This window comes from Paenibacillus jepli (assembly GCF_047238105.1).
Classification (GTDB): Bacteria; Bacillota; Bacilli; order Paenibacillales; family Paenibacillaceae; genus Paenibacillus_D.
The window spans coordinates 4,967,506-4,980,430 of the sequence record NZ_JBDFMD010000001.1; the positions used below are offsets into that span (position 1 = coordinate 4,967,506).

Below are 12,925 nucleotides of genomic sequence, written 5' to 3' on the forward strand. Positions count from 1 at the left end.
CGCCCTTTTTTTTGAGAAAGAAACTACGGTTGTAAAGGCAGGATGATAGTGATTTTTGTTCCCGACCCCCTTTGGCTGTCTATGGTGACACCGTAGTTTTGACCGTAAGCGAGCTGCACACGTTCATGCACATTTTTGATCCCGTACCCTGCTTTCGATTCTGAAGATAACAAGGTTGCTACTTGTTCAGGAGACATGCCGCAACCGTCATCTTCGACTTCCAGTACGATTGCGGGAAGACCAGCGTGCACCGATCGGTAAACGCGAATGGCAATGTTCATACATTGTTGATCATCATATATGGCATGATTTAAAGCATTTTCCACAAAAGGCTGCAGCAATAATTTTAACGTTTCATGGGTGAATAAGCTCTCGTCCACTTCCCAGTGTTCGATGAATTTATCATCAAAGCGCATGTGCTGGATGGCAAGATAGTGTTTTGTAAGCGCGATTTCTTTTTCCAGTGTAATATATTGACGCCCCATGTTTAGTGATGTTTGATAGAATCTTGCGAGATGGTTAACCATTTCGCTCACTTCAACATGACCTTTTTGTATGGAGAGAGAGGAGATGCTGGATAAAGCATTATATAGGAAGTGTGGGTTTATCTGGCTTTGTAACGCGTAAAGCTCTGCATCTCGCTTGGCAATCTCTTTTATATAAAGCTTATCAATCAATTTTTTGAGCCTTGTGCCCATTTCGTTGAAAGCTGTGCTTAATTGACCAATTTCATCCCTGCTGGGATCGGCGGGCAAGAGGGTGAAGTTCCCTTGCTCGACTTGCGCTGCTTGACGGTTCAGCTTGCCCAGACGGCGCGTTAGATAATTGGCAATGACGATGATCATTAAGACGGACAAGACTAGACTGAAAATCGCGATGCCAACAATTTGTATCGTTGTTTGACGGGATGAACGCATGATTTCGTCAATGGGTGTGAGAGAAACGGTTTTCCAACCATGATGCATCGTATTGTAAACCAGCAGATTAGAGTCTCCGTTTATCGTGACAACCTCTTGATTGACGGACAACTCAGGGCCGATGGCATCTCCGAATGGCAGGTTTAAAAGTGATTTATCAGACGCTGAGATGATTTGATTTTGCTCATTGAGTATATAGATGTTTTTGTTTTGATCTTCTTTTTCAATTAATCGATAGAGCAATTCCTCATAGACCCCTATCGTCATCATGCCATAGTGCTGGCTTTGTGTATTAAAGTTAAGAATACGCCCAATGTAAATAACATTTTTCCCCTCCGTATCCTGTATCACGTTGCTGAATAAATTGTTCCCATAGGTTTGTTGTAATTGAATGAGATATTGCAGCTGCAAATTTTCAAGCTTGATATGTTTGAGGAAAAGACCATCTTCTGGAAGCGTTGTGTTATTTACATAAAGATTAATGCTGGCGAGACTGTTATTCGCAGTTAAAAAGCTGTATAGAAGTCCGTCAATATACCGGTAGGCTTCTAAAATAGCATAGTCACTTGTGTAGGTTTGCGTAAGATAAGCCTGTAAGGTTTCATCCGTATAGATCAGAGAAGAAATTTGCCGAAGATTATCCAAATGAGCATTTACATTGCTGCTAATTTGCTGGTTGCTGCTATACATATTTTCATAAGTCAATTCCAACAACCGTTGCTCTGTACGATCATAGAAGAATACGGTAATGAAGAGAAGAGGAGTAATCGTTATGGTGAGAAACATGAGCAGCAATTTCTGAAGCAGAGACGAATTGTTGAAAAGTCTTTTTAAGGTCTTCATGTTCGTGATCCTTTTTTCGAGTAAGTACGATACTGGTTAGGGGTGAGCCCCGTGCGCTTGAAAAAGACAGAGCCAAAATAAGAGGGACTTTCATAACCGACTCGTTTGGCAATCTCTTGCACTCGGATATTTGTTTCCTTCAGCATGAGGCAAGCGTGATCCATACGGACCTGAGTCATATATTCAATTAATGTTTTACCGGTAACCTCTTTGAATATCGTTCGGAGATAGTTGGGCGAAAGAAAGACAAGTTCAGCCAGCATATCAATCGAAATCACCTGTCCATATTTGTTTTGTATAATATCGCATACTTCGTTCACAATCTCGATATGGCGATCGACAGGAGATGCTTCCAGCTCGTCCATCATCATGCTTAGAGCTTGCTGCATATGGGTTTTCATAGATTGCATGCTTTCCATCAGGGAAAGGCGCTCCAGGAAATTGGAGTGTTTTTCAACGGCATCTTTCAAATGGCGGTTATTAGAGGCAACTGCAGACAGGACCGCATTAAAAACGGAAACGCTGTCTACAAAAACTTGACTGATATTTCCTGGTGGCAGACCACCATCGTAAAAATCATGGAGCCATGCTTCCACTTGGTCTCTGCGGTTTTGCTGGACGGCGGCAATCAAGTGTTCTGTTTTGGGTAATCGCTCCATGCGTCTTGAGATGTGCGCATCTTCCCAGTTGTCGTTGATAAGTCCTGTGCCGTGAACCGCAACCAGTTGATTGCGCATATGCTGCATCTTTGGCCATTGCTCTGCAAAGGAGAGCAGCGTTTGCTGATTGTGTGTCAGGCACAGAGATACCCAGCGCTGCGCGTTCGCAGACTGATTCCGCCAATGGGTGAACACGTCGCTGTTTGATTCCTTTGTGACGAAAATCCATTGCCCATCGCGAAGTTTGGTCAGGACGCCAGGAGCAAAGCTGGGCAGTCCGGCGATGAAAAATTCTAATCTTTCCACTGTAGAAAAATCTTCTGAAGGCGCGTTGAAATCAAGAGGGTTTTTGGCCAGCAGTGTGTACTCGTCGATGCTGATAAATACAAAGGAAAAGGTTTTGTTATCCGCAGGGAGGTGCAGATGGTGGTTGTATACCGTCGTTATTTCCTCCGCTAAGCCAGAGAGCAGACTCCCCCCCATTTGAAGAAGTTCACGTAAATACTCTCCCGATGTTAATAAGGTGGAATGGAGACGGTTTTTCTGTTCCTCACAGCGTTGACGAACCATCTTCATCATAACAGCCAGTTCTTCGTGGTCAATGGGCTTCAGCAAATAGCCGCAAGCGCCATGTTGAAGTGCAGCACGGGCATAATCAAATTCATTGTATCCGCTTAGAAAAACAATCTGAATGTCAGGGTAGCGAGTATGGACTTGTTTACAGAGTTCGATACCGTCCATGACAGGCATTTTAACATCGGTAATGAGGATATCCGGTTGCAAGGCTTCTATTTTGTTCCATGCATCCTGTCCGTTTCTGGCAGTGGCAATGACGCGGCAGGACATCTGTTCCCAATCGACATAATTGGCAAGCGTGTCTAAAGTGAGCCGTTCGTCATCGACTAAAATAACATTGTACATAGATCCTCCGCGCATGTCGTTGATATGGATAATACCCTTGCTTAGAACAGAGTATAAGTTTTGGATATAGGACATGTCAAACACCCCGACAGGTCATATTGGGAAAGTCCGTTTTTTTCAGATAGAAATCGGAACATCGTGATATAGCCATGTAAAACAAGATTCCTTATGATAAATTTATAAACTTAATTTGGATTGGAGGAGGCGGGAGAATGCAAGGTGAGGTGGATCGAAGCAGCGAGAGAAAGCCGTTTCTAAACAATCCTACCCTAAAAAAAATGGTGCGACAGCGATATTTTTATATCCTTCTGTTGCCTGGCGTTCTATGGGCAGTATTGTTTGCCTACGCTCCTATGGCTGGTTTGTATATGGCATTTGTAGACTACCAGCCGACGCTAGGAGATTTTTGGGGCTCGCTTTTCAAAGCGGATTTTGTAGGGTTTCAGTGGTTTGATTATTTCTTTTCAGGACAAGATTTTTGGCGAGTGATGCGCAATACGTTGGTCTCGAGTGTGCTAACGCTGTCGATCGGGTTTGTGCTTCCGATTTTCATCGCAGTTGCGTTGAATGAAGTGAGAATCAACTGGTTTAAACGGACGGTACAAACAGCCTCCTATTTACCCTTTTTTATTTCATGGGTTGTTGCTGCGAGTATTGTTATTACCTTGTTGTCCGCGGAAGGACCTGTCAATCAACTGCTGATGAAAATCGGAGTAATCGAACAAGGGATTTTATTTATGCAGGAAGGCAAGATGTTCTGGATCATTATCGCTCTGTCGAATGCCTGGAAAGATATGGGCTACAATTCCATCATGTATCTCGCTGCCATTGCTGCCATTCCGACGGAGTTATTTGAAGCAGCGAAAGTGGATGGCGCCAATCGTCTGAAGCAGATCTGGCACGTTTTGCTGCCGATGCTGAGGCCGACGATTATCATTCTGCTGATTTTGAACATCGGCAACTTGATGAATACCGGATTTGATCAATATTTTTTGCTGGGGAATTCACTGAACAGATCCTATTCCGATGTCATTGATACGTATTCATTCCGTTATGGCATTCAGAATGGCATGTTCTCCTATGCGGCTGCTGTAAGTATGTTCAAATCAGTCATTGCCTTTATTCTGGTGATTACTGTAAATAGTATATCTAAAAGAATGGGCCAAACGCATCTGTTCTAAACGTTGTGCAGGCGGCTGGGGGAGGAAAAGGAAATGGAGAATGGAGTTGCGCGGCGGAACAAGACACGCGCTAGAAGCAATTGGTCACAGCGTTATACGCTGGGAACTCTATCGGGCAATATGATCGTGTACGGATTTTTATTGTTATTGTTCATCATTACATTTTTCCCGTTCTGGCATATTTTCATATTGTCCCTGAATGATGCGTCGGACCCGACTTACGGACAATTTATGCTGTGGCCAAGCCATTTCAGCTTGGAAAGCTACAAAACCGTATTGAACGATGCGGAAATTCTGAATTCCATCGTCGTGACGGTCGCTCGAACGGTCATTGGCGTGCCTCTTACGCTGGCTTGCGTTTCCATGCTGGCTTATGCACTAAGTAAAAGAGAGCTTGTGGGCTGGCGTGGAATTAATTTGTTTTTTGTATTTACGATGTATTTCAGCGGCGGCTTGATTCCAACTTACATGGTCGTACGCAGCTTGAATCTGATTGATAATTTTTGGGTGTTTATCTTCCCCGGGATGATGAGTATTTTTTGGATGATCCTAGTACGCACCTACATGGAGAATCTGCCCAAAGAAATGGAGGAAGCGGCACAAATCGAAGGCGCGAATGACATTAAGATATTTCTGAAAGTCATTATACCTGTCTGTACTCCGGTCTTGGCTACGATCACTTTGTTTTCGGCCATTGGTCATTGGAATGCTTGGTATGATTCTTATATCTATACCTACAATCCGAAGTTGAAAACGTTGTCGGCTGTTTTGGTGAAAATTCTTAATCAATTTCAGACCAATGACATGTTAAGCGCGGCACAGCAGCTGGCCAATGAACAGCGCAAGCTGCCGGTATCCAGTGAGAGTATACGTATGGCCGTTACTATGGTAGCTACATTGCCGATTATTCTTATGTATCCCTTGCTGCAAAAGTACTTCCTGAAAGGCATGCTTATTGGGGCAGTGAAAGGCTAAGCGCGACAAATCAAAGCTTGTCTCGTCAAGAAGCGAGTTCAATCATAGGAGGGTATCAGAATGAGAAAAAGAATCCTTATGGCAGCGGTACTTGCATCCACTATGCTGTTGAGTGCATGCAGCGACAACGGAAACAAAAATGCGGGTGAGCACGTTACGGGGGGAGAAGGAAACAGTACCGCGAGCAAGCCGATTACCTTGACTTTGTTTGATAAAAATGTGGGTGATCCGTTTACTAATCCTGTTGCAGAAGAGATCACAGAACGTACAGGTGTTTTTATCGAGGTTCAGCAACCAACCGGAAACCCGGATGAAAAATTGAATTTGATGTTAGTTAGCGGAGATTTGCCAGACATTGTTTTAATTGACAGACGCGAAGCAACCTTGAACAAATATATTGCCGGTGGAGCATTGATTCCGCTGAATGACTTGATTGAGGAGCACGCTCCCAATATCAAGGAGCGTTATGGTGACGTGCTTTCCAAAAGTGTATATGAGGATGGCCATAATTATTATTTGAACAACTGGTATGGCCTGGATCCCGATCCAAACTGGGCGATTAATATGCGTATGGATATCCTGGAAGAGTTCGGATATGGCGAGCGCGCAATGGCCGGTGATTCCTTTACTCAGGAAGAATTTTTAGACCTGCTAAGGCAATTTAAAGCTAAATATCCAACGGTAAACGGGAATCCTTCGATACCGATGACAGTGAACGCAGATCACATGCCTACGATCATGGGTTCATTCAAAGCCATGTATGGGATGAAGACGTATTATGAGCAGGACGGCCGTCTTGAGTTTATAGTGAGAGATCCGCGTTACCTGGACATGATCAAATTCATCAACACCCTTTATACAGAAGGCTTGCTGGACCGTGAATGGGGCATCAATAAGGCCCAAAATTATGAGCAGAAAACAGCCAGCGGACGTGTGTTTGCGACGGCGGGCGGTATCGTGAATGAAGCCAATAGTGCATTCCGCGCTGAACATGGCGAGGATACAAATCAACTGTTCTACGGGTTTAAAGTAACTGCCCCGGGTGTGGATCCGGACCAAACCACATTCGGTCCTCGCAGCTCCTTGGGATGGGATGGCGTCGGTATTACAGTAGCCAATGAGCATCCGGTAGAAACGATCAAGTTTTTGGACTTCCTGGCCAGTGAAGAAGGGCAATATTTGCTGATGTGGGGCAAGGAGGGCATGAACTGGAATATGGAGAACGGTGTTCATGTCCCGACACAAGAAGCGTTGGATGCCATCAGTGCGGATTGGGCGGAATTCTCGAAAACAACAGGCGCGCGCAAATGGACATGGATGATCCGGAATGGCTTGGGCGAAGATGGTACGCCTTATGATCTGATGTTCCGGTACAACAGAGACCGTGTGAATGAGCATGCCCTGAAATCAATGGAAGGCTCGACATGGGATACCGCGCTGTATGATGATCTCGGTCCAAAGGGCGGCACGCCTGACGCATTGAGCGAACAAAAAATCAAGGATATTATCGACAATAGCTTTTCCAATATGGTGTATGCAAATTCTCATGCTGACATTGACAAGATGTACACAGAGATGATTGCGGAATTGGAAGCCAATAATGCCGTGAAGATTGAAGATATTTACACGACTAACTACAAGGCTCGAATGGAGTTATACAATGCGGCCGAGAACAATTAAGCCTGCGAGCGTTACGCTTTCGGTTAAAGAAACGTTTTTAAAGGAGATCTAAGATGGCTATTATCCATGGCAATAACAATGTTTTTTTGTTAAACACAAGCAATTGTTCCTATAGCTTTTGTGTAGACCAGGAAGGGCTCTTGCGGCATCTCTATTGGGGGGCGCGCATCGATACGGTAGAGGATTTCAAGAATGAGCCCTATGTTTGGGAGCAGGGCTTTCATCCCATCTATGATGTCAAGAGAGAAGAATGCTCCTCTTTTGGAACGATGCGGTTCAAAGAAACCTCTTTTAAAGTCACGTTTGCCGACGGCGTCAGAGATTTTCGTTATCGCTATGCGGGGCACACCATTGACAATAATGAACTCACGGTGCTCCTGGAAGACACGGTGTATCCGCTTCAAATGTACTTGCATTACAAGGTGTATGAAGATGTGGATATCATCGAGAAGCGTCGCACCGTAAAAAACGTCGGCGACGAAATCGTTACCGTGGAGCGGCTGCATTCGGGAGAATGCTCGCTGCCTGGAGCAGGCTGGCATCTAAAAAACTTCAATGGCATGTGGAACGCTGACTTTGACGCTTATGAACAAACCATCGCCGGCGGAAAAACGGTGTTGGAAAGTCTGCGCGGCGCAACAGGGCATGTCGCCAATCCCAGCTTTGTTCTCCACCAACATGCAGGAGAAACGTACGGCGAGGTCTATTACGGCGCGCTGGCATGGTCGGGCAATTTCAAAGTTGTGTTGGAACAAACGCCGTACGAATATTTGAATATTTTGGCGGGGATGAACGATACCGACTTTGAATGGAGATTGGCAGGCGGGGAAGCGCTGGAAACGCCGGCGCTATATCTGGGGTATTCACCGGACGGATTTGACAGCATGTCGAATGCAATGGGCAAGTTCTCCAGACGATATGTCATGCCCAAGCCGTTGGCAGATAAGCCGCTATCCGTGTTGTACAACTCCTGGGAGGCCACCTACTTTGATGTAAATGAACAGGCGCAGGTGGAGCTGATCGAAAAGGCCGCACGCATCGGTGTGGAGCTGTTTGTCATGGATGATGGATGGTTTGGACAACGCAGCGATGATCATGCGGGGCTGGGGGATTGGCAGGTAAACGCAGTGAAGTTTCCAAACGGACTGGCTCCCTTGACCCAGAAGCTGAAGAGCTATGGCATGCAGTTCGGTTTGTGGATCGAGCCCGAGATGGTCAACCGCGATAGTGAGCTGTACCGCGCGCATCCTGACTGGGTCTATCATTACGCCAGTCGTCCGGTGATGGAGGGGCGCTACCAGTATATGCTGGATCTGACAAGACAGGATGTCCAGCATTATATCATTGCGGAGATTGACCGGCTGCTTAAGGAGAATGAGATCTCCTATATCAAATGGGATATGAACAGGGGCATGAGCGAGGTTGCTTCTGCGCTGTTGGACCGCAGTGAATTTAAAACCATCTGGTACCGGCATACGAGAGGATTTTATCATATTATCGAATCGCTCAGAACCTTGCATCCCGAGGTGGAGTGGGAAGCTTGTGCGAGCGGCGGCGGCCGCGTGGATTATGGGGCCATGCGCTATTTCGATGAATTCTGGCCCAGCGATAACACAGATCCTTTGGACCGGTTGTCGATTCAAGAAGGATATAGCTATCTGTACCCCATCAAGTATATGCGTGCCTGGGTGACGGATTCGGGCAATCACGGCAAACGCGCTATGCCGCTGTTGTTCCGGCTGCATTGCTCCATGTGCGGCGCACTTGGCATTGGGATGAACCTCAATGAATGTACGGAAGAGGAAATGGAGCTTCTGACAACGTATGTGGCTCTCTATAAAGACATTCGTTCGATTATTCAGTTTGGGCGGTTACACCGATTGGCTTCACTGCCGGTGGATGGACTGCAGGCCGTGCAATACGAGAATGGAGAAGAAAGCGTATTGTTTGCCTTCCTCGATCATCCCTCTCGCTGGCGCACAGCGTTTACTATTCGTCCAAGAGGGCTGGATGAGAGAACGATATATCGGGTAGAAGCAGAAGGGCAGCAACAGCAGAACTATTCAGGCGCCTATTTGATGAACCATGGTCTTCGTGTTTCACTGGACCATGATTATGCCAGCTGCATGGTGCGCTTGCTGCCGGAGCGATAGAGCTGTGAGGATTATTGAATAACCTAAGACAGGAGATTGCACTCATGTGGAAATTGGATTCGCCAAATCAAGCTGTTAATCTCACCGTTTTTGAGACTCCCGAGAAGGAGTTGCGTTACACCGTGGAGCGCAATGGCAGAGCGGTAATCGAGCAAAGCAAGCTTGGCTTTGAAAGTGATATAGAAAACTTCACAACAGGCTTTCGATTTGTAAATGAAGCTCGTGCTGTTGTTGAGGAGACCTATTCGATACCAGCGGGTAAAAAAGCCGTGTATGAAAATCATGCGAATGAAATGACGTTAGCGTTTGCGTGCGGCGCGTATACATTTGTCCTGTGTGCGCGAGCTTATAATGATGGCGCTGCATTCCGCTATCAAGTAAGGTCTGATGTAGAGAAACCTATGAAAGTCATACGTGAAGCAACAACCTTTTCTCTGCCAGAGACCTGCAATGATCTGTGGCTGCAGCATTGGGTGAGCAGCTATGAGGGTACCTATGACCATACCGGCTGGGAAGACAAAGCAGGCAGAGATTACGGGATGCCAAGCCTGTTTCACGCGGACCATGGCGGCTGGGTCATGATTACAGAAGCTGAGGTGTATAACACCGATGGCAGTTATTGCTCCTGTCATCTGCGAGGAGCCGGAGAGCGGACCATGTCTTTGGAGTTCGCTCCGGAAGAAAGGGGCGGACCGCTCTCTTGCAAGCTTCCGTTCTCCTCGCCCTGGCGCGTCATTGTGGCGACAGACGACCTGAACGAACTGGTGAATACAACCATCAATTATAACTTGAATCCGCCTGCTGCGATGGAGGATACGAGCTGGATCAAGCCGGGCCGCTGTTTGTGGGGCTGGTGGGAATATATGAATAGCGCTCAGCTATATACCGAGCAAAGACGTTATGTAGACTTTGCGGCAGGTGTCGGATTTGAAGGGCTCACCGTGGATGCGGACTGGGACATCACCTGGCTGAAAGAGCTCTGCGATTATGCCCACTCGAGGGGAATTGTTGTATGGCTGTGGAGCGCCATGCAGTATATCGACACCCCGGAGAAAGCGCAAGAGAAAATTCCGTTGTGGGCAAGCTGCGGGGTAGACGGGCTTAAGGTCGATTTCTTCCAGAACGATTCCCAGCATACGATGTGGCAATATGAGATGATTGCAAAGATCATGACGGAACACAAGTTGATGATTAATTTCCATGGATCCACCAAATGTATGGGTGAAGGGCGCACATGGCCGAATTTTATGACCGCAGAGGGAATTTTAGGACTGGAACATTATATGTGGGGCGGCTTGCCGGACGCCAGGCACAATTGTACGGTTCCGTTTACGCGCAATGTGATCGGTCCGATGGATTATACGCCGACTGGGTTTTCAAACCACAACCGCAATACGACGTTAGGGCATCAACTGGCGCTATCCGTCGTTTATGAATCCGGCGCGGCGCATATTGCAGCTTCCATTTATTATTTGGAGGCCTGGCGAGGGACCGATTTTTTACGCCGCATGAAGCCTGTATACGATGAAGTGAAGGTGCTGTCTGGTTTTCCAGGGCATCATGCAGCGATGATGCGCCGTTCGCGTGAAGAGTGGTTGATCGGCTGTATTACGAACGAAGCGATGATCGTGCGTCTGAGCATGGACTTCCTGCCTGAAGGCGAGTATGAGGCTGAGATCTATGAGGATGACTCCAGCGGCGAATTAATGAACGTGAAGCGTATCAAAGTAACTTCTGCCGATGTCATCGAACTTCCGCTTCTCAAAAGCGGCGGTGGCGGAATCTATATCGCACGAGAAATCTCGGACCTGCCCAAAGGAATTTGTTCCGGCTACATGAGTGAAGCAAGAATAGAGTACTTGGCATTGGCGGGACAGACGCTGCAAGGCAGCGAGCCGGTCGTTTATGAAAATGGACAGGAGGCGGTGTTGCTCAATGGCAGTGTTGTGTTTTCAGTCCATACAACGGATACGCATCAAACCATAAGACTGTTCTATGCGGCCCAAGAGCCTTGGACGCTGCGCATAAGCGACGGCATCAACCAGGTGGATATGGACATGCCGCAAAGCGGCTCTATTAAAATATTCATGACCAAAGATGTAGTATTTCCGTTCGCCGGCGGCGAGAGCGCGTTGTTCTTTGAGCGTGTTGCAGGGGCTGTGCCTGCCTTGGAACGGATTCATATTATTGATAATAACCCGCCAAAAGAATGGTATGTGCCTGTTGGAAAAGGCATTCTAAAGGGTGGCGCGGAATTTGTCTTGGATGCAGCGGGCGCGCAGAAGGCTACAGGTCTGGGGAATGGCGGCGAGCTTGCATTTGACCATATTATGGTACCCGAGGATGGCTATTATCTCATGCGCTTTGACTACTGTGCAGGGGAAAGCAGGGACCTCAGCATCGAGCTTAACGGGGGAGCGCACACGTACAGAACCAATTTGCACAGTACAGCCGGCTGGGGCTTCCCGGTTTGGGATGTAAAAGATCAGCGTGAAATTCGCATTTGGATGCAAGCGGGCAACAATACATTGCGTCTTTACAATGATGAAGGCCGGGCAGCTCATATTTACGGTTTTTCTATTATTGCAGAGGCGTAGGATGGAGGGCTGTGACAGGCGGCGAGCAAGCCGCCGGTTGCAGCCCTTTTTGGCATGGTCTCAACGTTATCCCTTCGGCTTGTTGCGATAATCTGTGGGCGAAAGCCCGATAATTTTGCGAAACAACCTTGAAAAATAGTAGGGATCCTTAAAGCCAAGGGAATGACAGATTTGCTTTACACTAAGGGTTGTCAAATCAAGGAGCTGGCTGGCTCGCTGCATTTTCAATCGAAGGTAATAATCGATGGGGGCAAAACCAACGGTCGTTTTGAAAAGAAAATTTAAATGCGGTTTGGAAATTCGCGTATATTGAGCGATTTCATCCAGCGTCAGGCTCTCTTCAAGCTTCATATTCATGAGATGAATCGCCGTTTCAATCGTTTGTTTTTTTCGATCCTCGTGTTCACGCTCGGAGATGAGTCCAAGCAAACTGAGCGCGTAAGCCGCTGTCTGCATAGCGAGAATCTGATGTGACGTGGAATAGGCGCTGTCGGACAGGAGATCAAAGCATTGGTGAAACAATCGGATGAATTTTTCGGAATCTTGAACGTGGAGAGTCAGTGGCCCTTCCCCAGCGTGAAGTAAGGCAGCGTACGCATCGGCTTGCTCGCCTTTGAAGTGAAACCAGTATATCGTCCAGGGTCGATCGGTTTCTGTCCAATAGGCATGCGGCGTGTCAGACGGGATGACGAGGAGTGTCCCTTCTGTAAGCTTATGGTGGTCGCCGTTCATAGAGACATGGCCTTCCCCATGAGCGCAATAGATCAGAATGCATGTATCGCAGCCATGCGGCCGTTCTCTGTGGTGGTGGCGCGCTCGCGGGAAGAAACCGATATCCGTAACATATAACATCCGGTTCAACGGATGCGAAGCAATTTGTTCTAACAAGTAGTCGGGGAGCACCATGAGCTTCTCCGATTCGAAACCATCGCTTTTTTTCACAGGCAAATCCCCCCTTTGGCGCGTGTAGAGTAATTATAATTCCAAATCATAATATAG

At 47.1% G+C, this 12,925-nt stretch carries 8 protein-coding genes; 5 read left to right on the forward strand and 3 right to left on the reverse strand.

Annotation, left to right across the window (positions count from 1 at the left end):
- Positions 1–23 precede the first annotated feature (23 nt).
- Together ABC336_RS21395 and ABC336_RS21400 are read right to left on the reverse strand one after the other, a co-directional pair.
- The gene (locus tag ABC336_RS21395) at positions 24–1,760 is read right to left on the reverse strand and encodes a cache domain-containing sensor histidine kinase (RefSeq protein WP_413240556.1); all 1,737 of its coding nucleotides are present in this window, start codon (positions 1,758–1,760) and stop codon (positions 24–26) included.
- Positions 1,757–3,415, reverse strand: a complete 1,659-nt coding sequence (locus tag ABC336_RS21400) for a response regulator (protein ID WP_413240557.1) — start codon at positions 3,413–3,415, stop codon at positions 1,757–1,759. The genes ABC336_RS21395 and ABC336_RS21400 overlap by 4 nt, the downstream gene beginning before the upstream one ends.
- A 137-nt stretch (positions 3,416–3,552) precedes the next feature.
- On the opposite strand from ABC336_RS21400, the gene ABC336_RS21405 reads away from it, so the two are divergent.
- The 5 genes from ABC336_RS21405 to ABC336_RS21425 all read left to right on the forward strand — a co-directional run bounded on the left by ABC336_RS21405 (position 3,553) and on the right by ABC336_RS21425 (position 11,926).
- On the forward strand, positions 3,553–4,521 hold the full coding sequence (locus ABC336_RS21405; RefSeq protein ID WP_413240558.1) for an ABC transporter permease: 969 nt from the start codon (positions 3,553–3,555) through the stop codon (positions 4,519–4,521).
- Positions 4,522–4,641: 120 nt separating this feature from the next.
- Positions 4,642–5,496: a carbohydrate ABC transporter permease gene (locus ABC336_RS21410; RefSeq protein ID WP_413242573.1), complete on the forward strand. Its 855-nt coding sequence runs from the start codon at positions 4,642–4,644 to the stop codon at positions 5,494–5,496.
- Between the two features lie 60 nt (positions 5,497–5,556).
- Positions 5,557–7,176: an extracellular solute-binding protein gene (locus ABC336_RS21415; RefSeq protein WP_413240559.1), complete on the forward strand. Its 1,620-nt coding sequence runs from the start codon at positions 5,557–5,559 to the stop codon at positions 7,174–7,176.
- Between the two features lie 53 nt (positions 7,177–7,229).
- Positions 7,230–9,329, forward strand: coding sequence for an alpha-galactosidase (locus ABC336_RS21420; protein WP_413240560.1), 2,100 nt, complete (start codon positions 7,230–7,232; stop codon positions 9,327–9,329).
- A 44-nt stretch (positions 9,330–9,373) separates the two neighbouring features.
- A complete protein-coding gene (locus ABC336_RS21425) occupies positions 9,374–11,926 on the forward strand; it encodes a glycoside hydrolase family 97 N-terminal domain-containing protein (RefSeq protein ID WP_413240561.1) in 2,553 nt (850 codons plus the stop codon).
- A gap of 66 nt (positions 11,927–11,992) precedes the next feature.
- Here ABC336_RS21425 and ABC336_RS21430 read toward each other — a convergent pair whose 3' ends face one another.
- Complete coding sequence (locus ABC336_RS21430; protein WP_413240562.1) at positions 11,993–12,868, reverse strand: AraC family transcriptional regulator; 876 nt, start codon at positions 12,866–12,868, stop codon at positions 11,993–11,995.
- Positions 12,869–12,925 lie beyond the last annotated feature (57 nt).